The sequence below is a fragment of the Streptomyces sp. NPDC036764 genome (genome assembly GCF_055609385.1).
Genome location: NZ_JBVJPT010000008.1, coordinates 171838 through 197097 on the forward strand (window position 1 = coordinate 171838; position 25260 = coordinate 197097).

Consider the following 25260-nt stretch of genomic DNA (forward strand, 5'->3'; position numbering starts at 1 on the left):
CCTCCTCCTTGGGGGTACGCGGTCCGTCCCGAGACGTACGCGGACGGTGTGCGGCTTCGGTCCGCAGGCCGATGCGGCCCTTATGTGCGCGAACGCATCATGGAAGACATGAGCGCAGCAACCATCCACCCAGCCCCCGCGGGCCCCCGCGGAGCGACAGCGCTCCAGGGGAGCCACCGCCACCGCTTCGGCGAAGCCCTGCGTGCCGTCAGGGTGTTCGCAGGCGCAGCCTTCGACGTGATCGTCCTCGGTGAGTACGGAGAGGAAGCGGGCGTCCGCCGTAAGTGACGGTCCAGGGACGCCCGTCCCGCCCTGCTAGCCCTCCGCGAGAATCTCGTCGGCGTCGACGATCCGGTACGCATAGCCCTGTTCCGCCAGGAAGCGCTGGCGGTGGGCGGCGAAGTCCTGGTCGAGCGTGTCGCGGGCGACGACCGAGTAGAAGTGCGCCTGATGGCCGTCGGCCTTGGGACGCAGGACCCGGCCGAGGCGCTGTGCCTCCTCCTGGCGCGAGCCGAAGGTGCCCGAGACCTGGATGGCGACCGTGGCCTCCGGCAGATCGATCGAGAAGTTCGCGACCTTGGACACCACGAGCACGCTGATCTCGCCCTGCCGGAAGGCGTCGAAGAGCTTCTCGCGCTGCGCGTTGGAGGTCTCGCCCTTGATCACGGGGGCGTTCAGATGCTCTCCCAGCTCGTCGAGCTGGTCGATGTACTGGCCGATGACCAGGGTCTGCTGCCCCGCGAACCGGCGGACGAGGGCCTCGGTGACCTTCCGCTTGGTGTCGGTCGTCGCGCAGAAGCGGTACTTCTCCTCCTGCTCGGCGGTGGCGTACGCGAGCCGCTCGGCGTCGGTGAGATTGACGCGGACCTCGACGCAGTCGGCGGGCGCGATGTACCCCTGCGCCTCGATCTCCTTCCACGGCGCGTCGAACCGCTTCGGGCCGATCAGCGAGAACACGTCCGACTCACGCCCGTCCTCCCGGACCAGGGTCGCGGTCAGGCCGAGCCGGCGCCGGGCCTGGAGATCGGCGGTGAACTTGAAGACGGGCGCCGGGAGCAGGTGCACCTCGTCGTACAGGATGAGGCCCCAGTCGCGGGAGTCGAAGAGCTCCAGATGCGGATAGACACCCTTCCGCTTGGTCGTCAGCACCTGGTACGTGGCGATGGTGACGGGCCGGATCTCCTTGCGAGTCCCGCTGTACTCGCCGATCTCCTCCTCGGTGAGCGACGTCCGCTTCACCAGCTCGTGCTTCCACTGCCGGGCCGAGACGGTGTTCGTGACGAGGATGAGCGTGGTCGACTTGGCCTGCGCCATGGACCCGGCACCGACGAGGGTCTTGCCCGCGCCGCAGGGCAGCACGACGACGCCGCTGCCGCCGTGCCAGAAGTTCTCCACGGCCTGCTTCTGGTACGGCCGCAGCGCCCAGCCGTCCTCGTTCAGCTCGATCGGGTGCGCCTCGCCGTCGACGTATCCGGCGAGGTCCTCGGCGGGCCAGCCCAGCTTCAGCAGCGTCTGCTTGATCTGCCCGCGCTCGGAGGGGTGCACGGCCACGGTGTCCGGGTCGATGCGCGCCCCGACCAGCGGCGCGATCCGCTTCGAGCGCAGCACCTCCTCCAGCACCGGCCGGTCGGTGCTGGTCAGGACGAGGCCGTGCGTGGGGTGCTTGGAGAGCGTGAGGCGGCCGTAGCGGTCCATCGTGTCGGCGATGTCGACCAGCAGGGCGTGCGGCACGGGGTAGCGGCTGTACGTGACCAGCGCGTCCACGACCTGCTCGGCGTCGTGCCCGGCCGCGCGCGCGTTCCACAGGCCCAGCGGTGTCACCCGGTAGGTGTGGATGTGCTCGGGCGCCCGCTCCAGCTCGGCGAACGCCGCGATCGCCCGACGGCACGCGTCGGCCTGCTCGTGGTCGACCTCCAGGAGCAGGGTCTTGTCCGACTGGACGATCAGTGGTCCGTTCACGTGGGTCCGTCCTTCCGCTCACCACTCGACCAAACGTCCAGTGTGCCTGATCGTTCCCGAAGCCCCGCAGGAGTCGTACGGAGTCCTACAGGATGTCTTTTCATTCCTGTGAGTGGTGTGGTTTCACCTAAACGGCCCTGGCTGCGAAGAATGCCGGGTGTGCAGGCCATCGACCGTGAACCGTCCCCGCCGACCACCACCCTCGGATACGCCCTGTTCGCCACCCGCTGGTTGCAGGCGCCGCTCTACTTCGGCCTCGTGGCCGCGCAGGGGGTGTACGTCTACAAGTTCTTCAACGAACTCTGGGCCTTAATTCTCCGCTGTGTGACCGGTCAGGCCACTGAGACCTACGTCATGCTCGCCGTGCTCAAGCTCGTCGACGTCGTCATGATCGCGAACCTGCTGATCATGGTGATCGTCGGCGGCTATGAGACCTTCGTGTCCCGCATCGGCCTCCAGGGCCACCGTGACCAGCCCGAATGGCTCTCGCACGTCAACTCCAACGTACTGAAGGTCAAGCTCGCCACGGCCATCGTCGGCATCTCCTCGGTCCATCTGCTCCAGATGTTCGTGGACGTCCACCGCACCTCGCACCACTCGCTGCTGTGGGGCACGGTGATCCACATGGCGTTCATCGCGTCGGCGGCGATCCTGGCGTACATGTCCGGTCCGATGGCCGCGCAGGCCGAGCGGGCCCATCACCAGACGCACCACGAGCGCGCCCCCGAGGAGCCCGCCGCGAAGGTCTTCGTCCCGGCGCAGGCCGCCTCGCGCGAGGACGAGCCCAGCGCCGAGGAGCGGCTGCGGGCCGCCGGGTTCCCCGCCCGCAAGCTGCTGGAGGACTTCGACTCCGAGCACCCGCGCTCCTTCGACCGGGAGACCGTCGCCCGGCTCGGCAAGCTGGACTTCGTCACCGCCGGACGCAACGTGGTCTTCGTCGGCCCGCCCGGCACCGGCAAGACGCACCTGGCCGTCGGGCTCGGGGTGCGGGCCTGCCAGGCCGGGCACTCGGTGCTGTTCGCGAGCGCCGCCCGGTGGGCCGCCCGGCTGGCCGCAGCCCGCGACGCCGGACGGCTCGCGCAGGAGCTGTCCGCGCTCGACGCGCACGCCCTGCTGATCGTCGACGAGATCGGCTACACGCCCTTCGACCCGGAGGCCGCCGCGCTCTTCTTCCAGTTGGTCGCGCACCGCTACGAGCGGGCCTCCCTGATCGTGACCAGCGATCGTCCGCTCGCCCGCTGGGACGAGGTCTTCGGCGGCCCCTCGGCGCTGGCGATGGCGGACCGGCTGGCCCACCACGCCGAGCTCGTACGGATCGAGGGCGAGAGCTATCGGATGCGCCGCGCTACTTCAGCGTGGGCAGACTGACGTTGTTGATCAGCGGTCCTTCGATGGTGAGTCCCTCGGTGACCAGGGACTCGCCACCGGCCGCCGGGAGCGGCAGCGGCAGCGGCAGTGCGGAGGGGGCCGCGGCGGCCGCCGGCGCGAGGGCCGTGACCAGGGCCGCGGCCGCCGAGAGAGCGGCGACGGACAGGGCGGTACGGGTGCGGGCGGTGCGCTCGGAACGCATGGGGACCTCAGAGCCTTTCGGGTGGGGGAGGGCGGGCCGGCCCTGGTTCGCCGGGACCGGCCCCATGGAGTGCGTCAGACCTGTGGGGTCTCGACGACCAGCCCGGCGATGTCGACGCTGACTGCGGCGGCCTGTGTGGTGAAGGCGCCGATCATCAGGGCCGCTGCGGCCAGGACGGTGGCAAGACGACGCGCTGTGCGCATGGGACAACTACCTCTCTGCTGCGCTCACTTGAGCGTGATCAGGACATCGGGTGGCTGCCCTGCGCCGCGCGACGGAATGCGGAGAGGCCCGAAAGGTCCCTCAAGAGTTGGAAAAGCCCGGCGTGGCGTGCATGAACCGCCGCGTACGCCCGGACGAGTGAGCCGGCGGACCTCTCCTCGGGGCTGCCGCAGCCGTCCTCAGACCTGGTCGTCCGCGAGTTCGGCGACACCCGTGATCCGGTGCAGCGGGTACGTGCGCACCTCGTCCGCGGTGTGGTCGTACGCCGTCACGAACCCGCCCTCGACCCGCACCGGCGCGATCACCCGCTGACTCGCGGAGCCCTCGGCGTTGACGTACCCGATCCACAGCGACTCGCCGGTCAGGACGGCGGCCTGCATGGTCGCGAGGGTCTCGGCGGACGTGGTGCGCGGCAGCTCGCCCCCGGTCATCGCGGGGGCGGTCCCGCTCGGCTTGCGCGGTGTCGTGGAGGCGAGGTCGCCCGCCCGGATGGCGCGGATCGCTGCGGCCAGCAGCGTGGCGTCCGGCGTCGGCGGGCCGTCCGGGACCGGCTCGGGGGCCGAGCGCGGCGGGGTGCGGTGGGCGTCGGCACGGGTGATCAGGACGTCGCCCTCCGCCGACTCGGCGGCCGGCGCGAAGCCCATCGCGCGCAGCCCCTCCAGCAGCCCGGCCGGGTCCGCCTGGGCGGCCAGCACGGTCGGCGCCAGGCGGCGCAGCCGCAGACCGGCGGCCCGCTTGTCGGCGAGGATCTCGTTCAGCACCGCGTCGTCGTCGCAGCGGACGTACGCCGAGGCCGCGCCCACCCGCAGATGGCCGTGCTTACGTGCCACGTCGTCGATCAGATACGCCAGCGGCTGCGGCACCGGAGTGCGCGCGTGCTCGGCGAGGAAGGCGTGCAGGTCGGAGGCGCTGCGGCCGGCGTCCAGCGCGCGGCGCACCGAGCCGGGCGTGAACCGGTACACCGTCGCCCCGCCCTTCGACTCGACGTCCGCGAGCACGTCCAGCATGTCGGCGAGCGGCCGCCGCAACGGCCCCGGCGCCACGGCCGTCAGGTCGGCCTGCAGGAGGACGTGGTCCAGCGGCTCGGGCAGCAGCGGGGCGAGCAGGCGGGCGGCGGCAGCGCAGGCGACGGCCTGCTCGGCGGGGGAGAGGGGCTCGGGCGGGCCGGCCGGGCGGGGGTGCTCGTGATGGACGGGCAGCTTGTCGCCGGGGCCGTGGGACGCGGCCGAGAGGCCGGTCGCGGACGTGACGGTGGTGGTGTCGCGGGTCGCCGCGGACGGGCCGGTGGCCGAAGGACCGGAGGCCCGGCCCGAGCCCCCCGGCTTCCCCGCGGACCCCGCCGCGGGCGCCCCCAGCAGCGCCCGCCCGTGCGCCGACAGCGCCCCCCGCCCCGTCACTCCCAGCAGCTCCGCCTCGTTCAGCGTCCACCGGGCGAGGCGGCTGCGCAGATCGTCCTCGCGCTGGGGGCCCCGCAGCGGGCGCTCCCAGCGCAGCCGTGCCAGCACCGACTCGGCCGCCGGGGAGGCGCCCTGCGGCAGCCCGGCGAGCAGCGTCAGCACCCGGTGCCGCACCTCGGGCGCGGCGGAGCGGTCCAGGCCCGGGCCGAGCGCCGACAACGTACGGTCCTTCGCGTCCCGCCCGCCGATCACGCCCGCCGTCCGGGTCGCCGTCAGCCACGCCTGAGCCAGCAGCGCCCAGCGCTCGGCGGCGGGCTGCTCCAGCCACTCGTCGTAGGCGGGCGTCGCCGCGAACCGCTCGTCGGCCTCGCCGTCGGAGGCCAGCAGGCCCGCCGCGTAGGCGAGTTCGGTCCAGAAGGCGGCCACCGGCTCGGGCACGTCGAGGGCGACGGCGGTGCGCTTGAGGTCGCGCACGCTCAGACCGCCCGCGCGCAGCACCGCGGGTCCGCCCTCGTCCCAGTCCTTCAGCAGCTCCTCGACGGTGGCCAGCGCGGTGTACGCCTGCCCGGCCGCCGTCGCGTCCACAACCTGTGGACTGTGTGTCGCGGCCGGCTCGACGGGCGGCGGCAGCGGCTCGGTGGCGCGGTGCGCACGGCCCGCCCGCAGGTGCAGGGCGACCTCGCGGGGCAGTACGACCGTGCCGGGCGCCGTCGGCAGGAGGAGACCGCGGTCCAGCAGCCAGCGCAGGCGGGCCGCGGGGTCGGCGGTGACCTGGCCGTACGGCGGCCCCCAGACCAGACGGGACAGGACCTCCCGGGACTCCTCCGGGGCGCCTGCGAGCAGGGCCGCCATGCGCCCGCGGTCGGTGAACAGCGCGGTGAGCGACGACACGGCGGACACCGCGTCGTGGGTCGAGGGCAGCCCGGCCGTCGTGACGATCTCCTGGATACGGCCCGGCGACATGCCGGACGTCGCCTCCTGCACGGTCGGCCCGAGGCCCGTCGGCGAGGGGTGCTGCGGGGAGGGAGCGAGCAGCTCGCGTGCCGTGCGCACCAGGCGCAGCCGGTCGTCGGCGCCCCACACCAGGGCCTGCTCGCGCAGGGTGCGCAGAGCGTGCGGCAGCGCGCCGGCGACCGCCTGGTCGCCCTCGTCGCCGGCCATCAGGGCGAGCAGCTCGCCGTACGCCGCCGGATCCGCCGCCACGGCCAGCGCCTCCGCGGTCTGCAACGCGAAACGGTCCAGCCGCTCCAGGGCACGCACCACGGAGGCCCGGGTACCGGCACGGGTCGCGAGCTGCGTGAGGTCGGTCGGGACGGGGGTGATGAGATCGGGCCGGCTGCGCAGGAGCACGGTCAGCGAGGCGTCGTCCCGCACGCGGAGATCCTCCGCGAGGGAACGGGGCGGTGTGGCCGGGTCGCTCATCCTGCCCACGTTAGCGGGTGGGGCGCCGGGGCAGGGGGTGTGCCGGTCGGCCCGATCGCCGCCCGCCCGGCGAACGGAACGTTTCGCAAATGACGGCCGGATGAACATCATCCGGAGGATTCCGAGGTCCCCGGCAACACCTCGCCCCCACTCGTCACCCTGGGCTCTCGGTCAACTACTTCACAGCTCAAGGGAATTGGGGGGACACGATGAGCGAGCAGGCCGAGCAGTGGATCGCGATCCTGAGTCTCGCGTTTCCCGTCGCCGCGTTCCTGTGGGAGTTCGCCATCGTCGGGCGCAAGCGGCTCGGCTATCGGGTGCAGATGGACACCCTCGCCGCGGACGCGGCCGACAAGCCCTACGCCGACGTGCTGGCGGACATGCGGCACGACGGCCACCAGCTCAAGGACCCCTCGTTCGTCCTGCTGCGCATCGAGAACGCCGGATCCACCAAGATCGTCTCCGACGACTATCTGGCCGACCCCGCCGACCCCTACGGCATCAAGGTCACCTTCCGCGACCGCCGCGTCGCCGCCGTGGTCCTCACCGACCCGAGCAACAACGCGCTGCGCGACTTCTTCTTCGAGGAGGTGACGGAGGGCGACACCGTCCGCACCGTCGCCAAACCCGGCTTCCGCCGCAACAACAACGCGGGGCACCGCACGGGCACCATCCGGCTGCCGAAGGTGACGCTGCCCCGAGGTGCCGAGTACAAGGTGCTCGTCGTGCTGGAACGCTGGCCCGAGGACCACAGCACCGACCCCTTCCCGGACCCCGTCGTCCAGGGCACCGACGGCCAGGAGCGCTGGTACGACCCGCTGATACGGCTGCTGAGGCTGAAGGCGACCAGGACCGAGAGCCATGTCTTCGCCTCCCGGCCCGCATGGTGGGTCATCTGGATCCTGATCGCGGCCGTCGCCGTACAGGCCAACTTCACGCTCTTCCTCCGCGACGACAAGCGGCCACCGCTGGACTGCGTACAGGGCACGCTGCACCTGCACGGCTCCACCGCCTTCGCCCCCGCGGTCAGGGCCGCCGCGGACGACTACCTCAAGCGGTGCGACGGCGCGGACGTGCACATCCCGCTCGCGGACGACACCTTCAAGGGCAGCACCGACGGCGTCACCGACCTCGACAAGGCCGGCAAGGAGGCAGGCATCCCGGTCGGCGAGGGCCTGCCCGACCACCTCTCCTTCACCGACGGCCTCGCCTCCGACGGCCACCCCCGGCTGATCCCCAAACCCGTCGCGCTGTCCGTGTTCACCCTCGTCGTCAACAAGGACGCGGGCGTGGAGAACCTGAATCTGGACCAGGTACGTGCCGTCTTCGCCGGCCGCGTCCAGAACTGGTCCGACATCGGCGGCGACGACGTACCCGTCCACCTCATCAACCGCGACCCCGGCTCGGGCACCCGCAGCACCCTCGTCGCCAAGGTACTCGGCGGCAAGGAACCGCCCCAGTTCACCGAGACCGACTGCGCCGCCCTCAACCCGAAGCGGTACGGCCGCTGCGAGGTCACCGGCACGGACACCATGCTGAGCACCACCGCCTCGACCGCCGGCGCCATCGGCTACAGCGAGGCCACCGCCGTGGACGGCCACAAGGCCGCCGAAGGGCTGGTCAAGGTGACGATCGACGGCAGGGAACCGACCGCGCAGGGCGTCGAGGCCACCAACTACCCCTACTGGCAGACCGAGTTCGCCTACACCTACGGCGAGCCCCCGGCCGGCTCCGTCGCCGCGGCCTTCCTGAACTTCCTCACCCAGCAGAGCGGCCGCGACATCATCCGCGATCACGGCCACGGCCTGTGCTCCGAAGTGCAGAACTCGGGCGAGTGCCGCCCGGTCTGACCCACCTCACCTGTCCTGTCCTGCGCTAACGTCGTCCCACCGGGCATCCAACGCACCCACCCCGGAGGGGACTTCGTGGGGATCGAGAGCGACCAGGTCGTCTACGAGTATCTGAGCCGTGTCGGCGACGTGGCCCAGCAACGGCAGTTGCCGTCGTCCACGCGCATGCGCCTGGTGAACGAACTGCGCGGCGAGATCGACCGGCGGCGCGCCAAGGCGCCCGTCGACAACCCCGCCGCCGTCCGCCGCATCATCGCCCGCCTGGGCACCCCGGACGAGGTCGTCGCGGCCGCCGGGGGCACCTCCGCCGCCCCGCAGGCGCCGGTCGCCCCGGTGCCCGCACAGCCGACGGGCCGGGACGTGGAGGCCGGTGAGAGGCGCCCCAGGGGCCTGCGCCGGATGGTGCCGCGCCCGCGCCCCGCCGAGCCCTCCCCGGCCCGCGACGACGCCCCTCCGCCGCCGCATCTGGCCGGCATCGCGGACCTCGGCGACAGCGCGCTCCAGCCGGACTGGTGGCGGGTCGACAGCACTCCCTTCGGTCCCGGTGAGGACGTGCCGGGATTCACCGGCGGCATCGAGATCCCGGAGATGCTCAGACGCCCGCCCGCGAAGGACGAGACGCGGCTCGCGAAGAAGGAAGCCGTCGAGGAGCCGGCCGCGGTCGAGAAGGCCGAGGAGGACGAGCCGAAGGCCCGCCGCCGCCTCCTCCGCCGGCCCACCCTGCCCTCCGGCCGCTGGAGCAACCCCCTCCTGCTCGTCGCCGCCGCCCTCCTCGTCGCCGGCGCGGTCCTCGGCAACCTCCTCGCCCTGCTGCTCGGCTGGCTCATCGCCTGGGGCTCGCGCCGCCTGAGCGACGCCGAGACCAAGTGGGCGGTGATCATCCTGCCCGCCCTCTCCCTCACCGCGGGCGTGGTCTGGCTCTGGGGCCGCACCAACGACCGCTGGGGCACCCCCATCACCGAGGGCCACACGAACGCCGCGATCGCCGAAACCTGGCCCTGGGTCCTGCGGGGCGCGGCACTGGCATCGGCCCTGTTCATCGCCTGGCGCTCACAAAAGCGCCCTTAGGGGCGCGGGGAACCGCGCGACAAGCCCCCACCCACCCGCAGCCGCCACGCAACGCACAGCCCCGAGCCGCTGGGCGCACATCACAGTCCGGCGTCCACAAAAGCGCCCCTGAAAGGGGCGCGGGGAACTGCGCGACCAGCCCTCACCCACCCGCAGCCGCCACGCAACGCACAGCCCCGAGCCACTGGGCGCACATCACACCCACCCGGCGTCTGCCCGCAGGGCCACCTGGGCACAATGGCCCATATGGCACTCACCGTCGGCTTCGACCTCGACATGACCCTCATCGACTCCCGCCCCGGCATCCACGCCTGCTACACGGCGCTGGCCGAGCGGACGGGGACCCACATCGACGCCGACCTGGCGATCACCCGGCTCGGGCCGCCGCTGGAGGAGGAGTTGATCAACTGGTTCCCGGCGGAGCAGGTCGCGCGGATCGCCGACGTGTACCGGGAGATGTACCCGACGATCGCCATCGCCGCGACACCCGCCCTGGCCGGCGCCCGCGAGGCGATAGCCGCCGTACGCCGGGCAGGCGGGCGCGCGATCGTCGTCACCGCCAAGTACGAACCGAACGCCAAGCTGCACCTGGAACACCTCGGCATCGACCCGGACGCGGTCATCGGCAACCTCTGGGCCGAGCAGAAGGCGGAGGCCCTGCGCGAGTACGGCGCGAGCGTCTACGTCGGCGACCACCAGGGCGACATCCGTGCCGCCCGCGCGGCCGACACCCTGGCGGTCACCGTGGCGACCGGGCCGTACACCGCCGATGAACTCGGCGCGCTCGGCGCGGATGTGGTCCTCGCCGATCTCACCGAGTTCCCGGACTGGCTGGCCGGCTACCTCGAAGCGCCGCGCGCCTGACGCCTTCCGGCCGCGATCGAGCGGAACACTCCGGCACCGGCGACGAGGAATCCGACCCCCATCAACATGCTCAGTCCGAACATGTATGTCGGAAATGGCGTCGTGCCGAGCAGGAACGGGGCCACCGTGACCAGAGTGGCCACGGCACCGATGAAGAACACGACCGCACCGGCACGGATCAGTCGGTCGCCGGGAGCGGCGGAATTCGTTTGGGTTTTGTCACGCACCGGACCAGGGTAGTTCCCTGCGCGAGGGAACAACCGGACGACGTCTTGTCACCGGCCCGGGGACCATTAGCCTTGGTACCGGCGGGTCGTGGTCGACCCGCTGTAGTGCTATCAAGAGCCGTTTTCAGAAGCAGTTTTCCGACGAGTACGAGGACGAGGACAGACGTGCCTACCGGCAAGGTCAAGTGGTTCAACAGCGAGAAGGGCTTCGGCTTTCTCTCCCGCGACGACGGCGGTGACGTCTTCGTTCATTCCTCGGTCCTCCCCGCCGGAGTCGACGTACTCAAGCCGGGACAGCGAGTGGAGTTCGGCGTCGTCGCCGGTCAGCGAGGTGACCAGGCGCTTTCGGTCGTCATTCTCGACCCGACCCCGTCCGTCGCGGCCGCCCAGCGCAAGAAGCCGGACGAGCTGGCTTCCATCGTCCAGGACCTGACGACCCTCCTGGAGAACATCACCCCGATGCTGGAGCGGGGCCGCTATCCCGAGAAGGCGGCCGGCAAGAAGATCGCCGGCCTGCTCCGCGCGGTCGCCGACCAGCTCGACGTATAGGACGTACGGACGCCGCAGAAGTGGCGGATCCTCGGTATTTCTAGGGGAAATCCAGTGCACCCGGGCCGAGGGGCGGTACCAGCCCCTCGGCCGCCGCACGCGTGAGCAGCCCGCGTACGGCCGCGTAGCCGTCCTCGCCGAGGCCGGCCGTGAACTCGTTGACGTACAGGCCGATGTGCTGGTCCGCGACGGCCGGGTCCATCTCCTGGGCGTGCTCCATCACATAGGGACGCGAGGCCTCGGGGTCGTCCCAGGCGGCGCGCACCGACGTACGGATGGCGTCCGCGAGCCCCGCCAGTGTCCCGGCGCCCAGCGACCGTTTGGCGATGATCGCCCCGAGCGGGATCGGCAGCCCGGTGGTGTTCTCCCAGTGCTCGCCCATGTCGGCGAGCTTGTTGAGCCCGTAGTTCTGGTACGTGAAACGCGCCTCGTGGATGACGAGTCCCGCGTCGACCTTCCCGTCCCGCACCGCAGGCATGATCTCGTGGAACGGCAGCACCACGATCTCGCCGACTCCGCCGGGCACCGTGTCGGCGGCCCACAGCCGGAACAGCAGATACGCCGTCGACCGCTCGCTCGGCACCGCGACCGTGCGGCCCGTCAGGTCGACCCCCGCCTCCCGCGTCAGCACCAGCGGCCCGCACCCCCGGCCCAGCGCGCCGCCGCAGGGCAGCAGCGCGTACTCGTCGAGGACGTACGGCAGCACGGCGTACGACACCTTCAGCACGTCGAACTCGCCGCGCTCAGCCATGCCGTTGGTGATGTCGATGTCCGCGAAGGTGACGTCGAGCGCGGGGGCGCCGGGGACGCGGCCGTGGGCGAGGGCGTCGAAGACGAAGGTGTCGTTCGGGCAGGGGGAGTACGCCATCTTCAGCGGCTCACTGGTCATGTGGGTTCCAACTCTCCAGTACGGGCGCGAGCTTCCCGAAACCCTCCGCCAGGGAGGCCAGCGCGTCGCCGATGCGCCACGCGGCCCGGTCGCGGGGGCCCACCGGATTGGAGATCGCGCGCAGCTCCAGCACCGGCGTGCGATGCGCGGCGGCGGCCTCGGCGACGCCGAAGCCCTCCATGGCCTCGGCCAGGGCGGTGGGGTGGCGCTCGCGCAGCCACGCGGCCCGCACGGCGGTGCCGGTCACGGTGGAGACGGTGAGGACGGCGCCGGGGCGCGCGCCGGTGGCGGCCGCGATTTCTCGTACGAGTGCTTCCGGCGGACGGTGGGTGACGGTGCCGAAGCCCAGTTCGGTGACCGCCAGGAAACCGTCGGGGGTCTCCGCGCCGAGGTCGGCGGCCGTGATCTCGTCGGCCACGACGAGGGAGCCGACGGGGGCGTCAGGGGCGAAGCCGCCCGCGATGCCGGCCGAGACGACCAGGGCGTAGGGGGCGCCTTCGAGGGCGGCCCTGGTGAGGGCCGTGGCCGTGGTGGCGGCGGCGAGCGCGGGGCCGACGCCGGCGGCGATCACATCGGCGCCGGGCAAGGCGAACGCCCCGGCCACCGCGTCCCGCTCGGCGGGGACCGCGGTGGCGACGAGGACACGTACGACAGACGTGGTTAGCTGTCCTTTTCCAGCTTGAAGGACCACAGACCCGTCACGTTCTGCTCGCCCTCCTTGATCGACACCAGCGTGGAGTCACCGCTGGCGCCGTACTGGGCGTTGAAGAACACGCTGCCCGGGACGGTGCGGTAGGTCTTGGTGCTGGAGTCGGTGAGCGGCTGGCCGTTCATGAGGATCGTCCAGCCCTCGTCGGCGATGTCCGGGTCGACACCGAAGCGCACGGTGTCGTCCGGGTCCACCTTGATGGACTCGATGTCCTTGTCCTTCAGGCACTGCGCCAGGTCCGCGGTCTTCAGGGCTTCACCCTCACCACCGCAGGTGGCCTCCGAGTGGACGGAAGCGGTGCCGACGGTGACCGTGGCCAGCGGCGTCGGCTTGTCGCAGGCCGACAGGACGAGCAGTCCGGCGGAAACGGCGCCGGCGGCGGCGAGCGCGCGGCGGCGTCGCACAACGGATTGCAGCGTGGTCATGGGCGAAGGCTATCGGGCGCGTGTGACGGTCCGACTACGTGGGGGGCGGCGTGCCGTATGTCACGGTGGCGCGGGGGGCTTATGTCGCGAAAGCGTCCGGACGCGTCCGAACGCGTCAGGTCACCCGTGGGCGCCCATGGCCGCCGTGCCGGGCCGAGCCGATCAGGCCCTTGACCGTGGTCACCCAGCCCGTGGCGACGATCGCCGCGCCGACCAGCAGCCCCAGGGAGCCCCGTAGCGGCAGCACGATGCCGATGGCGCCGCCGAGCACCCAGCACACCTGGAGCAGCGTCTCGGAGCGCGCGAAGGCCGACGTACGCACCAGCTCCGGCACGTCCCGCTGGATCAGCGCGTCCAGCGACAGCTTGGCCAGCGCCTGCGCGAACCCGGCGACGGCCGCCAGGCACGCCACCATGACGGCGCCGAAGAAGATCGCGGCGGTGATCGCCACGGCCAGCACGAACCCGACGACGGTCACGATGATGATCTCCGGCGCCCGGGACCTGAGCGACGCCCCGACGGCCGTGCCCAGCGCGTTGCCCGTGCCGGCCGCGACCGCGACTATGCCCAGCGACACGGCGGCGCTCTGGCCGGACATCGGGTGCTCGCGCAGCAGGAACGCGAGGAAGAAGATCAGGAAGCCGGACAGACAGCGCAGGGCGCAGTTGGCGCCGAGGGCGTGGGTGACGGCGATGCCGACGGTGCGCAGGCCGGGCCGCTTGACCGGCCGGCGGTGCGGCCCGTGCAGATGCTGCTCGTCGGCCGCGAGGAGCGCGGTGTCCTCGCCCTTGGCCGAGTCGACCTTGTGCGGCAGCGTGAAGGACAGGAACGTACCGGCGATGAAGATCACGAAGGCGCCGTACAGCGGCCAGCGCGGCCCGATCGCCTGGAGCCCCGCTCCGATCGGGGCCGCGACACCCGTGGCGAGGAGGCCGCCCAGGGTGACCCGGGAATTCGCCTTCACCAGGGAGAAGCGGGGTGGCAGCAGACGGGGCACCACGGCGCTTCTGACGACGCCGTACGCCTTCGAGGCGACCAGCACCCCGAGAGCGGCCGGATAGAGCTGGAGATCGCCGCTGACGACCGCGCTGGACAGGACCAGGGCGAGTAGCGCCCGGGCCAGCATCGCGCCCGCCATGGCCGCGCGGCGGCCGTGCGGGAGGCGGTCGAGCAGGGGGCCGATCACGGGGGCGAGGAGCGTGAACGGCGCCATCGTGATGCCGAGGTAGAGCGCGACGCGCCCGCGGGCCTCGTCGGTGGGGACCGAGAAGAACACGGTGGAGGCGAGGGCGACGGTGATCATCATGTCCCCGGCGCCGTTCACACCGTGGAGCTCGATCAGCTTGCCGAGGCCGGACTCGCCGGCGCCCTGCGCGTGGGTGGCCTTGCGGATGCCGCGCGCGGGGCCGGTGAGCGGGAAGTGCAGGGCACGGCCCACCGCGCGGAGGGAGCCGCCGATCCGGCCCGTTCCGCCACCTCGATCACGACCGCCCTTGGCCCCGCCGACACCGGTGGCTCCTCGGGGCGACCTCGCGGTTGCCACGACGCAATAGTGCCCCGAGATGGGGGTGGGTAGTGCGGTTACGGCGCGTATGGGGGCCAAGCTCTCGCGCTCGGCGGGTAGCGCGGAGCGCCGAGAAGCAACGTCGGTGTAGGCCCAGCGCCCGCGAACAGGTAGCGTGCGTATCTCAGCCATCCCGCACAATGGATGACGTAGGTGCGCCCGAGCGCGATTCGGACGCGGACGTTGACGCGGCCCACAGGTCCGCTCCGTTCGCTCCGCCGCCTTCAGGCAGCCGCACCCGAGAGACGGCGTAGGAGAGAAGCGATACCTGTGAGCGCAGCGACAACGCGAAGCCGCACCCCCGACCGTCTGTGCGCCGAGGCCGTCGACCTCGCCCGCAGTGCCGCCGAGGAGGCCGCCGCGCCCGGCGTGGTGGGCGAGCACGCGGGACTGGCCTCCGAGGGCGACCGCGTTGTCACGCACTACTTCGAGTGCAAGGAGTTCGGGTACCGCGGCTGGCGCTGGGCGGTCACCGTGGCCCGGGCGTCGCGCGCGAAGGTCGTCACGCTCGACGAGGTGGTCCTGCTGCCCGGCGCGGACGCGCTGCTGGCTCCCGAGTGGGTGCCGTGGAGCGAGCGCCTGCGCCCCGGCGACATGGGCCCGGGCGACCTGCTGCCCACGGACGCCGAGGATCTGCGCCTGGAGCCCGGGTACTCCGGCGAGGACGAACTGGCACCGAACGCGCCCGTCTCGGAGGAGATGGCGGAACTGGTCGAGGCGGAGGACGCGGAGGTCACCGCCGGCGGCCCCGCGAACCTCCCCGTGGTCCCCTCCCGCGGCTCGATCACCTCGGTCGCCGAGGAACTGGGCATGCGCCGCGCCCGCGTCCTGTCCCGCTACGGCCTGCACGTCGCCGCGGACCGCTGGGAGGAGTCGTACGGCGCCAAGACCCCCATGGCCCAGGCGGCGCCCGCCTCCTGCGTCACCTGTGGCTTCCTCACCCCGATCGGCGGCTCCCTGGGCCAGGCCTTCGGCGTGTGCGCGAACGAGTTCTCCCCCGCGGACGGCCGGGTCGTCTCCCTGACCTACGGCTGCGGCGGCCACTCCGAGGCCGCGGTCATGCCCAAGCCCCCGCGCCCGGCTCCCCCGGTGATCGACGAGACCCGCGTGGACCCGTTCCCGCTGCGTCCGGCACCGGACTCCGGGTCGGTGTCGGTGGGGGCGGACGGGGACTCGGGGGAGCTGGGGCACTCCTAGGGGTCAGGCGGTCGGCGGGTCGGTACCTCCGGACGACCTCCCAGGTCGGCTTCCCAGGACGGCTTCAGGCTGAAGTTGCGGACGCGGGCGACGAGTTCGGTGGATGCGCTGTCCGGAGCCTGCGTCCGAGCGCTGATCGATAAAGCGAGTGCGGGTGTTCGAGCCGGCGCGGTAGGTTCCTGCCTGTTCGAAGGGGGACCACGTGACGAAGCTGAACCAGATCATCGCTGTCGAAAAGGGTGTCAAGAGCAAGTCGCTCCAGGACATCACCGCGGCGCACCACAAGGTGCAGAAGCCCGCGCTGCTGGCCGGTATCTCGCGTACGTACCAGCCGAAGGACGAGGAGGGCGAGCAGTTGCCGCCGGAGTCCACGCGCGTGCAGGTGCAGGCGGAGGACGTGCTGCGTGAGATGTCCGCGTCGCTGACCCGGCTGTTCGACGTGACCGCCACGAAGGACTGGGCCAACTGCTCGGCGCGCGCCGACGTCACGGTCGACGGGCGGACGATCGTCGCCGACGTTCCGGTCAGCTACCTCCTCTTCCTGGAGAAGCAGCTCACCGACCTGCACACCTTCGTCAAGAAGCTTCCCACGCTCGATGCCGCCGAGTCCTGGTCCCACGACCCGTCCACGGACTGGTGGAAGACGGACCCGGTCCGCACGATCCGTACGAAGAAGGTCCCGCGCAACCACGTCAAGGCGGAGGCGACCGAGAAGCACCCGGCGCAGGTCGAGGTGTACTACGAGGACGTGCCCATCGGGTACTGGACGACCGTGAAGTTCTCCGGGTCCCTTCCGGCGCGGCGGGTCAACGAACTCGTGGAGCGGGTCGAGAAGCTCCAGCAGGCCGTGAAGTTCGCCCGCGAGGAGGCCAACGGCGCGGAGGTCACCGACCAGCGGGTCGGCGACGCGGTGTTCGGCTACCTGTTCGGCTGACGCCGGCCACGGGTAGCATCCACGATCGCCCCCGCGTGCGAGCGCGGGGGTGCGCAACAGGCGCGGGCCGGAAATGAGGACCGGTTCGCGCGATGAGCGCAAGCTGAAACTGACGTTCAGCCTGAAGAAGCGGTGACAGTGAAGGTTCGAATCCTTCCCCCGGCATTACGACACCCATCCGGGCCGGGGTAGCCCAATATGGCAGAGGCAGCCGCGATCAATCTCAGACTCTCGCTCCAGTCTCAGCATTGCCGCCGATCGCCGGATCGACCGAGGCCGGACGAACGCCGTCGGATGCGAGTTCGACTCTCGCCTGCAGCTCTCTCGTGCTGCGGTAGTTCAAAGGAAGAACACGACGGCATGATGACTGATCCGTCCTCTTAAACGCCGCCGGCGTGCGCAATTGGGTGGCATCCCCAGGGGCCCGGGAGCTGGATACGACTCCCGGGCTCCGCCATGTTCCGGGGCGGGCGAGATATGGCGCTGTTCTTTTCTGAAGCAGGGGTACGACGGGCACGCCGCGGCGTGCTTCAGCATTATGCCGATCCTCGGCTTCGTCGGAGGTCAACGGATTCGTGGGGCTCTCGGTGAGACGGTTCCACCGCTCGCAGTAGGTCCAGCTCATGGCTGATTCATCCCTTGCCGCGCTGGGAGTCATCGCCACGCCACAGTGATTTGTCGGCGGATCGCTTCCAGCCATTGCCCAAGTGACATCCCCTCCGGCGGCAGAAGGTCGAACCCCAAGGCCGTGGTTGCGGTGTCGAGCTCCTGTTCCGAGGTCACCATCGTCAGAAGCTCGGTGATCTCCAGCGCCGCCTGTGCACGGTCTTCCGGCACGGCTTCGATGACGTACTCATCGATAGCCGCCTCGGGAGAGGCATAGAACTCTGAGTAATTCTGGTGCAAGTAGGCGCCGAGGAACTGGCTGAGCTGGGGGAACCGCTCGTTCCATTCCCAGGCGTTCTGCGGGTTCATCTGGGGAACCCGTGACGGGTCTTCCGGGAACCGGATGAGATGGTCCCTGGGCGATACGCAGGCAGTCCTCCACGCTGGTGCCCATCGGAGGGCGGATGTGCGGAATGTTATCCACGTCATCTGCGATCTCTTCGGAGAAGAGTCCGACGAAGAGCAGCTCATCGATTTGCTGGACGGCTGTTGACGCGCGTGCAGGGTCCCGGGCGGCGATTCTGAGGTAAGAGGCCAGACCAGGACCTGGGGTTTCTGCGGTGTCGGAGAACGTAGGGCCGGTATTCGCATAGGCTGCTAGCAGACCGCTGAGTTCATAGAATCGCGGCTCTGAGGGAAATTCCTGACCCATACAACATATCCTCAGCGTTCGCGTCTGATCAGTGAGGCGTATGCGCCGAAAGTCGGAATCGGCTCCCAGTTGGAGGAGACATCGACTCCGTGGCGGCTTTCCTTCGATTCGCCGCCTTCCTCCTCGACCGCCCGCTGGATGACGCCATCGGACGTGAACTCGTACGTCTCGGTGCGGTCCGCGTCCGCGTACCCGCCTCGCTCCTGAGAATTGCCGTAACTGTACGAGGTTGCTGTCTCCAGGAAGAAGGATCCGTTGATGAGCGTGAACGTGTAGTCCAGCGTGTCGCGACCGTATTCGTCCATGAAGATGACCGAGCCGTAGCCCGTCTCCAGTCGAATTTCCACCCGAAGGGTCGGTGCGGACTGCTCGGCAGGGGAGGCGACTGCGGTGTACAACTTGCCTGAGACGTGCCGGGCCTGAGCCTGCTCGGGCGTCAGAGGGTTCATGGGTGTCTCGGCGAGGTTGTTCCACTGCTCGCAGTAGGTCCAGATCATGGCTGATTCAGCCCGTGCCCTTCGGTAGCCGGTAGACGAAACCCTGTACGTCTCGGATTATCACGCCGTGGTTCGCTGCTTCCCTGAGCGCCCATTCTGGCACAGGCTCTGTCTGGACGGGGACTTCCAGATAGTATTTTCCCTTCAGGGGTCTTCCGATCAACTGCGGGTATTCTGCACGGGCCTTAGGTGTGTCCGGGATCTTTGTTCCTGCCTTGTACTTCTGGTTGATCTCGCGCAGATAGTCCTTGAATGACTCTGGCTTGATCTTCGATATCTGCGTCTGTTTGCGGGAGACGATCTCCTTTCCGGGTCGGTATGAGTCGAGGACTTTTCCGTTTTCCAGGTATACCTCGTTGGCCGGGTAGCGTGGCCAGTTCTCCTTGTTGAATTCTCGTCCCGCGTTCCACTTGTCACGCAGCCACTGCGGGAGGCCTTCGCTCTTGCCGCCGCCCGGATCGCTCGCGCCCGGTGCCCCGCCACCGACCGCCATCAGGACGACACCGGCGGTACCAAGGACGCCGGCGCTGAGAGCCGCCTCGGCTGTCAGGGCGCCGGCCGCTCCGCCTCCCGCCAGGGCGAGCCCCCCGGGTGGGAACAGGGCGAGCAGGGACAGCAGGAGAAGGGCGAAGCCGAGGTAGACCAGGAAGGTGTTCAGGGCGTCGAGGAGGTGGAGGGTGCGGATGGTGCTGCCGTCGGGGCCCGCTTCGCCCAGGGCGCGCCACAGCAGGAGGGCGCCGGTGGTCCCTGCGCCCAGTGCCGTTCCGAAACGGAAGCGGTGGGCCGCCAGCACTTCTCCCAGGGGCTGTGCCGACGCCGGTCGCCAGGTGCGTAAGAGGGTGACCAGTTGGTAGGCGATCCACGCCAGGGCGGCTGTCGCGAAGCCCATGAGGATCTTCGGCCCTGCACCGGTGCTGAAGAACTCCTGTAGCCCGGCGGTGGAGGTGAACGAGCCGACGCCCAGGAACAGCAGCGAGGGAAGCATCAGCACGCACGGGATCAGGAGCAGCCATCTCCCGCGGGAGCGTCTCGCCGCTCGGGTCGCCTTCAGCCAGGGGCGGATGTTCAGCGACTGCCAGGCGCGCTGGTTGTCGGACGCGTCCATCCGGGCCGTGATCCCCGCAGCCACGCGATGCAGGTCGGCGGTGGCCTCGGGCGGCGCCGACGCGGCGGCGTACAGCAGGGAGCGCCGCAGCCTGACGTAGCGCAGGACGATCAGCAGGCTCCAGGGCAGACGCCGGGCGGCGTAGCGCAGCAGTGCTCCCATGCTGTCGCCGTCGGCGCGCTCCGACGCGAGGAGCACCTCGGGCATGGCGCGCTTGCCGCGGTGGAGCCGGCGCAGGTCCGCGGTCATGGCGAGGGCCAGGCACAGCAGGGGTGCCGCCCACGCCGTCCCGTTCAGGGATTCGAGCCAGTCCTTCGCCGCGCCGGAGTGTTCCTGCACCGCGTAGTTGTTCACCGTGTGGTGGACGACGGCTGCCGCGATCGGGAGCACCGACAGCAGGCGTACCCAACCGCGAGTGCGCCACAGCAGACCCACCCCGAAGCCGGCCATGGCCGTGAACACCAGGTGTGTGAACGTCTCCGTGACCGGAGTGCCGCCCAGGTCCAACTGGCTGAACGGCGCCGGAAGCCAAGCGGTCAGCACCTGCGAGCCCCGGCACATACGGCGGGGACAGGCTGTCGGGGACGATCCAGCCCTCGCCGCGAGGGATCGCACGGTCCGCGTCCAGGCCGAACCGGAGTACCGCCTCCAGCAGCCCGAACCCGGCGCCCAGGGCCGCACCCACCACCACGAAGTCGGTCAGACCCCACTGCCGGCGGACCCGCGGACTCGACCCCGCGAGCAGCAACGGGGTGACCTTGAGCAACTCCTCCACCCAGGGGGCCACGGTGTAGCCGGTGGTGTTCACCACGGCCACCAGCGACTGCCCCGACTGCTCCGCGTAGATCCGGGTGTAGGCGAGCTGCACCAGCGCCGTCGCCACCCCGCATCCGTACACGCCCACCGCGAGCGCCAGCAGCACGGTCGACAGGCGCACCGAACGCGTCGGCCAGGAGATCGCGAACAGTTGGAGCACACCCCAGACGGCGGCCACCGCCATCATCAACGTCACGCCAGGCCCCCGATGCACTGGAACGCATTTGATTCGCGATCGTGAACGTGATGCTAGGTAGTCAACTGCCGGTGCTGCAAGGGAGTTGCGAGACGGATGAGGCGGCCTGGCGTGAAGATCGCTGCCGTAAATCACCCACCGGCCCCCGATGCCCTAGACCCGGCCCGCGGAGCCGGTCCACGGAACGCGTGCCCGGAGCGGGGCCGGTGGGCGGCGCGCCTGCGTCTCGTGAGCGGTACCTTCATCATCACGCCGATGAGGAGAGTCAACGTGAGCAAGTTCGTGCGGCCCGCGGCCGAGGGCGCCGACCCGTTCGGTACGGCCCGTCTGCGTCGCGGCGTGCTGGATGCCTGGGCGACCAGTCCGGCCCGGTTCCGGGAGGACGCCAACGCCGAGGAGGACCTCGTCCTCGGCGGGTACCGGGACCGCCTCGTCGTCGAGCTCGCTCAGAACGCCGCCGACGCCGCCGCCCGGGCGGGTGTTCCGGGGCGACTGCGGTTGACCCTGCGTGAGGACGTTCTCGTCGCCGCCAACACCGGCGCTCCGCTGGACGCGGCCGGTGTGGAGTCGCTGTCCACCCTGCGCGCCTCCGCCAAGCGGGACTCGGCTGCCGTCGGCCGGTTCGGTGTCGGGTTCGCCGCCGTCGTCGCCGTCACCGACGAGCCGGCCGTGGTCGGGCGGCACGGCGGTGTGCGGTGGGCGTTGGCCGAAGCGCGGGAGCTGGCTCAGGAGACCGCCCGGCACAGCCCCGGCCTCGGGGACGAGATCCGCCGGCGGGACGGGCATGTGCCGCTGCTGAGGCTGCCGTTCGCCGCCGAGGGCACCGCCCCGGACCCCTACGACACCGTCGTCATCCTCCCGCTGCGCGACACCGCGGCCGCCGACCTCGCCGAGCGCCTTCTGCACGCCGTCGACGACGCGCTGCTGCTCGCCCTGCCCGGCCTGGAGGAGGTCGTGATCGAGGTCGGCGACGACGAGCCGCGCACGCTGCGCCGCCGCGTCGACGGCCCCTTCACCGTCGTCGAGGACTCCCGGGCCGGCGTCACCCACTGGCGCACGTCCGCCGCGCACGGCCCGCTCACGCCCGAACTCCTCGCCGACCGGCCCGTGGAGGAGCGGCTGCGCCCCCACTGGTCGCTCACCTGGGCCGTGCCCGTCAACGCCGCCGACAGCACGCCCGACCGGCCCCGCACCGCCCCCGTCGTCCACGCGCCGACGCCCAGCGACGAAGCCCTCGGTGTCCCGGCCCTGCTCATCGCCTCGTTCCCCCTCGACACCACCCGCCGGCACGCCGCGCCCGGCCCGCTGACCGACTTCCTGGTGCAGCGCGCGGCGGACACCTACGCCGAACTGCTCGCGCACTGGCGCCCGGTGAGCGAGGGCATCATCGGCCTCGTGCCGGGCCCGCTCGGCAAGGGCGAACTGGACGGGGCCCTGCGCCAGGCGATCCTGGAGCGACTGCCCCGGACTGAGTTCCTCCCGCCCGCCCACCCGGCGGTCCCCCCGCCCGCCCTCCCGCCCTCCGGCGAACCGCACGAAGTCGACTCCGAGCTGCCCGAGTCGCTGCGGCCCCGGGACGCCGAGGTCGTCGAGGGCGCCGGCACGGACACCGTGCGGGTGCTGGCCGAGGTGCTGCCGACCCTGCTGCCCGCCGGGCTCGAACGGCGGGTGGAGCTGCGCACCCTGGGCGTCGCCCGCGTCCCGCTCACCGACGCGATCGACCGGCTGGCCGGGCTGGAGAAGGAGCCCGACTGGTGGCGGCGGCTCTACGACAGCCTCGCCGGCGTCGACCCGGACCGGCTGTCCGGGCTGCCGGTGCCGCTCGCCGACGGCCGCACCGCCATCGGCCCCCGGCAGATCCTGCTGCCCACCCCCGACGCGGTCCGGGTCGACCCCGAGATGCTGGCCCGCCTCGGCCTCAAGGTCGCCCACCCGGACGCCGCGCACCCGCTCCTGGAGAAGCTCGGCGCCCTGCCGGCCACACCCCGCGCGGTCCTCACCACGCCCCAGGTGCGTGCCGCGGTCGCCGCCTCCCTCGACGACGAGGGCGGTGTGAGCTGGGAGCAGGACGCGCCCGACGCCGAGGAACTGGCGGACACGGTCCTGGCGTTGGTGCGCGACGCGGGCCTGGAGCCCGGCGACGAGCCGTGGCTGGGTGCTCTCGCCCTGCCCGACGAGGAGGGGGAGCTCGTGCCCGCCGGTGAGCTGGTCCTGCCCGGCAGCCCCTTCGCCGAGGTCATGCGGGAGGACGAACTCGCCGCCGTCGACCCCGAGCTGGCCGAGAAGTGGGGCGAGCAGCCGCTCGCGGCGTGTGGTGTCCTCGCCAACTTCGCCCTGGTCCGCGCCACGGACGTCGTCCTCGACCCGGACGAACTGGAGCCGCGCGAGGGCGACTTCGCCGAGCCGGACGACGCGGGTCTGCTGGACGCCGTCGACGTCTGGTGCGAGGACATCCTCGACCGGTTCCCGGACACGCCCGTGCCGCCGGTCGCCACCGAGCTGATCGCCGTACGCGACCTGGACCTGGTGGACGACGACAAGTGGCCGCAGGCCCTCGCCCTGCTCGCGCAGCCGCCGCTGCGGGACGCGCTGACCCAGCAGGTGCGGATCCTGCTGCCGGACGGCACCCACGAGGTCGTACGGCCGTACACGGCCTGGTGGCTGCGCGGGAACCCGGTGCTGGACGGCCGCCGCCCGGCGGGCCTGCTCGCCTCCGGCGGCGACCCGCTGCTGCGCGGTCTGTACGACGAGGCCGACGCGACCGGCTTCGAGGACGAGCAGGTGCTGCGGGCGCTCGGCGTGCGCACCTCCGTCGCCGCGCTGCTCGACGAGCCGGGCGGCGCCGCCGAACTGCTGGACCGGCTCGCCGACCCGGAGCGTGCCGTCACCGCCGCCCAGCTCCACGCCCTCTACGGCGCCCTCGCCGACCTGGACCCCGAGCAGGTGACCCTCCCGGACGAGCTGCGGGCCGTCGTGGACGGGCGGGTCGAGGTGGTGGACGCGGCGGACGCGGTGGTCGTCGACTCGCCCGACCTGCTGCCGTTCACCGAGGGCGTCCCGCTGCTCCCGGTCCGGCCGGCGCGGGCCGCCGAGCTCGCCGAGCTGTTCCAGGTGCGGCGGCTGAGCGAGTCCGTCACCGGCGGGGTGGACTCCGAGGGCACCGAGCACGACGTACCCGAGCCGGTGCGGGTGCTGCTCGGGGCGCGCACTCCCGAGTCGTACGTCGAGCACGAGGAGCTCGTCGTGGACGGCGTGGAGATCGACTGGCGGCTGAGCGACGACGGCGCGCTGCACGCGGCGACCCTGGAGGGCGTCGCCGCCGGGCTGGCCTGGGCGGCGGGGCAGTGGCCCCGGCGGTTCGAGGTGGCGGCGCTGCTGGAGGATCCGTCGCGGACGGGGGAGCTGGCGCGCGACCGGTGGTTCGACTGATCTTGAAATTTCCCGCACAAATTTCTCACCGGACGTACAACCATTCGCATGCGTCACGGATCTGATCACCCGAGTCAACAGACTCTTTGATCACTCCACGTGGGGGAAACAACACATGCGCATGCGTGCCACCCTCGGCGTCGTCACCGGTGCCCTGGCCCTTTCCGCTCTCGCCGTCCCGGCCGCCCAGGCCGACGAGGTCGAGGGCGACACGACGATCTCGAACGTCGTCGTGAACGGTGGCAAGGCGCCGGTCGTCGGCTCGACCGCGAAGAAGACCATCACGGTCTCCTTCACCGCCAAGGACAACTCGGGCGTCGACTGGGCCCAGGCGATCCTGTACCACGGTGCGACCATCGAAAGCTCCGACTCCGGCGCCGTGGCCAACAGCAGCGACGGCCGCGCCACCTGCACCGTCGTCAGCGCCACCTCGTCGAACTGCAAGTCCACCTTCGACCTGGAGCCGGGCGTCAACCTGATCAACAGCGTGGCCGGCTCCTGGAAGGTCTGGGCGATCGCCGCGGGCAACGACGCCGACTACGTCCAGAAGGACAACGCCAAGAGCTTCAACGTCCAGCGCGCCTCGAAGCTGACGGTCAACGCCTCGCCGGAGCCGGTGAAGAAGGGCAAGACCATCACGGTCACCGGCAAGCTGACCCGCGCCAACTGGGACCGCGGCACGTACAACGGCTACGCCACGCAGCCGGTGAAGCTGCAGTTCCGCAAGAACGGCAGCAGCACGTACACCACGCTGAAGACCGTCAAGACGAACTCGACGGGCGACCTGAAGACGACCGTCACCGCTTCCACCGACGGCTACTTCCGCTACAGCTTCGCGGGCACCACGACCACCCCGGCGGTCAACGCCACGGGTGACTTCGTCGACGTGCAGTAGGGCCGTTTGTCACGAACTCCCGGGCGCCGTCCGGGGGTTCGTGACGAAGGTCACGAAGATTCCCGGCCGGCGAGACAACCGGCGACCCCGGGCGCGTATCTGATCACATGGGTCAACAGGCCCCACGATCACCGGGCCCCGAGGTGACCTGCGGGGCC

Annotated in this window: 22 protein-coding genes and 1 pseudogene; 10 read left to right on the forward strand and 13 right to left on the reverse strand. The window is 71.1% G+C overall.

Going from position 1 to position 25260, the window contains the following annotated elements:
- The first annotated feature begins 108 nt into the window (after positions 1 to 108).
- Positions 109 to 288, forward strand: coding sequence for a hypothetical protein (locus tag ACZ69Q_RS27660; RefSeq protein ID WP_269642190.1), 180 nt, complete (start codon positions 109 to 111; stop codon positions 286 to 288).
- A 27-nt stretch (positions 289 to 315) separates the two neighbouring features.
- Here the strand turns inward: ACZ69Q_RS27660 and ACZ69Q_RS27665 are convergent, their stop codons facing one another.
- Positions 316 to 1959 carry a DNA repair helicase XPB gene (locus ACZ69Q_RS27665; RefSeq protein WP_471046645.1) on the reverse strand — a complete coding sequence of 548 codons (1644 nt, stop codon included), beginning with the start codon at positions 1957 to 1959 and terminating at the stop codon, positions 316 to 318.
- 150 nt (positions 1960 to 2109) lie between these two features.
- Between ACZ69Q_RS27665 and istB the strand changes: the two genes are divergently transcribed.
- On the forward strand, positions 2110 to 3327 hold the full coding sequence (gene istB / locus ACZ69Q_RS27670; RefSeq protein WP_471046647.1) for an IS21-like element helper ATPase IstB: 1218 nt from the start codon (positions 2110 to 2112) through the stop codon (positions 3325 to 3327).
- On the opposite strand, the gene ACZ69Q_RS27675 is transcribed toward istB, so the two are convergent.
- From ACZ69Q_RS27675 to ACZ69Q_RS27685, 3 genes are all read right to left on the reverse strand, one after another.
- Complete coding sequence (locus tag ACZ69Q_RS27675; protein ID WP_471046649.1) at positions 3305 to 3529, reverse strand: hypothetical protein; 225 nt, start codon at positions 3527 to 3529, stop codon at positions 3305 to 3307. The two genes, istB and ACZ69Q_RS27675, sit on opposite strands and share 23 nt — an antisense overlap.
- Before the next feature lie 74 nt (positions 3530 to 3603).
- On the reverse strand, positions 3604 to 3732 hold the full coding sequence (locus ACZ69Q_RS27680) for a hypothetical protein (RefSeq protein ID WP_093746457.1): 129 nt from the start codon (positions 3730 to 3732) through the stop codon (positions 3604 to 3606).
- A 198-nt stretch (positions 3733 to 3930) separates the two neighbouring features.
- Entirely contained in the window at positions 3931 to 6570 is a 2640-nt protein-coding gene (locus ACZ69Q_RS27685; protein WP_471046652.1) for a helicase-associated domain-containing protein, read from the reverse strand.
- Positions 6571 to 6779: 209 nt separating this feature from the next.
- Here ACZ69Q_RS27685 and ACZ69Q_RS27690 point away from each other — a divergent pair, with 209 nt between their 5' ends.
- From ACZ69Q_RS27690 to ACZ69Q_RS27700, 3 genes are all read left to right on the forward strand, one after another.
- Positions 6780 to 8420, forward strand: coding sequence for a substrate-binding domain-containing protein (locus ACZ69Q_RS27690; protein ID WP_471046654.1), 1641 nt, complete (start codon positions 6780 to 6782; stop codon positions 8418 to 8420).
- Positions 8421 to 8495: 75 nt separating this feature from the next.
- Positions 8496 to 9488: a hypothetical protein gene (locus ACZ69Q_RS27695; protein WP_471046656.1), complete on the forward strand. Its 993-nt coding sequence runs from the start codon at positions 8496 to 8498 to the stop codon at positions 9486 to 9488.
- Between the two features lie 237 nt (positions 9489 to 9725).
- Positions 9726 to 10352 (forward strand): HAD family hydrolase, encoded by a 627-nt coding sequence (locus ACZ69Q_RS27700; RefSeq protein ID WP_471046658.1) that lies wholly within the window; start codon positions 9726 to 9728, stop codon positions 10350 to 10352.
- Here ACZ69Q_RS27700 and ACZ69Q_RS27705 read toward each other — a convergent pair.
- Positions 10328 to 10579 carry a hypothetical protein gene (locus ACZ69Q_RS27705; RefSeq protein WP_393522815.1) on the reverse strand — a complete coding sequence of 84 codons (252 nt, stop codon included), beginning with the start codon at positions 10577 to 10579 and terminating at the stop codon, positions 10328 to 10330. The genes ACZ69Q_RS27700 and ACZ69Q_RS27705 overlap by 25 nt on opposite strands.
- 165 nt (positions 10580 to 10744) lie before the next feature.
- On the opposite strand from ACZ69Q_RS27705, the gene ACZ69Q_RS27710 reads away from it, so the two are divergent.
- Entirely contained in the window at positions 10745 to 11128 is a 384-nt protein-coding gene (locus ACZ69Q_RS27710; RefSeq protein WP_471046661.1) for a cold-shock protein, read from the forward strand.
- A 40-nt stretch (positions 11129 to 11168) separates the two neighbouring features.
- On the opposite strand, the gene ACZ69Q_RS27715 is transcribed toward ACZ69Q_RS27710, so the two are convergent.
- From ACZ69Q_RS27715 to ACZ69Q_RS27730, 4 genes are all read right to left on the reverse strand, one after another.
- Entirely contained in the window at positions 11169 to 12017 is an 849-nt protein-coding gene (locus ACZ69Q_RS27715) for a 1,4-dihydroxy-6-naphthoate synthase (protein ID WP_471046662.1), read from the reverse strand.
- Positions 12007 to 12708, reverse strand: a complete 702-nt coding sequence (locus tag ACZ69Q_RS27720) for a futalosine hydrolase (RefSeq protein WP_471046663.1) — start codon at positions 12706 to 12708, stop codon at positions 12007 to 12009. The genes ACZ69Q_RS27715 and ACZ69Q_RS27720 overlap by 11 nt, the downstream gene beginning before the upstream one ends.
- Positions 12678 to 13151 carry a DUF2771 domain-containing protein gene (locus ACZ69Q_RS27725; protein ID WP_471046665.1) on the reverse strand — a complete coding sequence of 158 codons (474 nt, stop codon included), beginning with the start codon at positions 13149 to 13151 and terminating at the stop codon, positions 12678 to 12680. The genes ACZ69Q_RS27720 and ACZ69Q_RS27725 overlap by 31 nt, the downstream gene beginning before the upstream one ends.
- A gap of 115 nt (positions 13152 to 13266) precedes the next feature.
- Positions 13267 to 14694 carry an MFS transporter gene (locus tag ACZ69Q_RS27730; protein ID WP_471046666.1) on the reverse strand — a complete coding sequence of 476 codons (1428 nt, stop codon included), beginning with the start codon at positions 14692 to 14694 and terminating at the stop codon, positions 13267 to 13269.
- Between the two features lie 291 nt (positions 14695 to 14985).
- Here ACZ69Q_RS27730 and ACZ69Q_RS27735 point away from each other — a divergent pair, with 291 nt between their 5' ends.
- Together ACZ69Q_RS27735 and ACZ69Q_RS27740 are read left to right on the forward strand one after the other, a co-directional pair.
- The gene (locus ACZ69Q_RS27735; RefSeq protein WP_471046668.1) at positions 14986 to 15912 is read left to right on the forward strand and encodes a DUF3027 domain-containing protein; all 927 of its coding nucleotides are present in this window, start codon (positions 14986 to 14988) and stop codon (positions 15910 to 15912) included.
- Between the two features lie 202 nt (positions 15913 to 16114).
- Positions 16115 to 16846, forward strand: coding sequence for a DUF7873 family protein (locus ACZ69Q_RS27740; protein ID WP_030967569.1), 732 nt, complete (start codon positions 16115 to 16117; stop codon positions 16844 to 16846).
- 654 nt (positions 16847 to 17500) lie between these two features.
- Here ACZ69Q_RS27740 and ACZ69Q_RS27745 read toward each other — a convergent pair.
- The 4 genes and pseudogenes from ACZ69Q_RS27745 to ACZ69Q_RS27760 form a co-directional block, all read right to left on the reverse strand.
- A complete protein-coding gene (locus tag ACZ69Q_RS27745) occupies positions 17501 to 17821 on the reverse strand; it encodes a contact-dependent growth inhibition system immunity protein (protein ID WP_471046669.1) in 321 nt (106 codons plus the stop codon).
- Positions 17822 to 18175: 354 nt separating this feature from the next.
- Positions 18176 to 18661 carry a hypothetical protein gene (locus tag ACZ69Q_RS27750; RefSeq protein WP_471046671.1) on the reverse strand — a complete coding sequence of 162 codons (486 nt, stop codon included), beginning with the start codon at positions 18659 to 18661 and terminating at the stop codon, positions 18176 to 18178.
- A gap of 7 nt (positions 18662 to 18668) precedes the next feature.
- Positions 18669 to 20309 carry a hypothetical protein gene (locus ACZ69Q_RS27755; RefSeq protein WP_471046673.1) on the reverse strand — a complete coding sequence of 547 codons (1641 nt, stop codon included), beginning with the start codon at positions 20307 to 20309 and terminating at the stop codon, positions 18669 to 18671.
- Positions 20310 to 20454: 145 nt separating this feature from the next.
- A pseudogene (locus ACZ69Q_RS27760) lies at positions 20455 to 20769 on the reverse strand (RNase A-like domain-containing protein); the annotation flags it as partial.
- A 279-nt stretch (positions 20770 to 21048) separates the two neighbouring features.
- Between ACZ69Q_RS27760 and ACZ69Q_RS27765 the strand changes: the two are divergent.
- Complete coding sequence (locus ACZ69Q_RS27765; RefSeq protein WP_471046675.1) at positions 21049 to 24207, forward strand: sacsin N-terminal ATP-binding-like domain-containing protein; 3159 nt, start codon at positions 21049 to 21051, stop codon at positions 24205 to 24207.
- 115 nt (positions 24208 to 24322) lie between these two features.
- Positions 24323 to 25102, forward strand: coding sequence for a calcium-binding protein (locus tag ACZ69Q_RS27770; RefSeq protein ID WP_471046677.1), 780 nt, complete (start codon positions 24323 to 24325; stop codon positions 25100 to 25102).
- Positions 25103 to 25260: the final 158 nt, after the last annotated feature.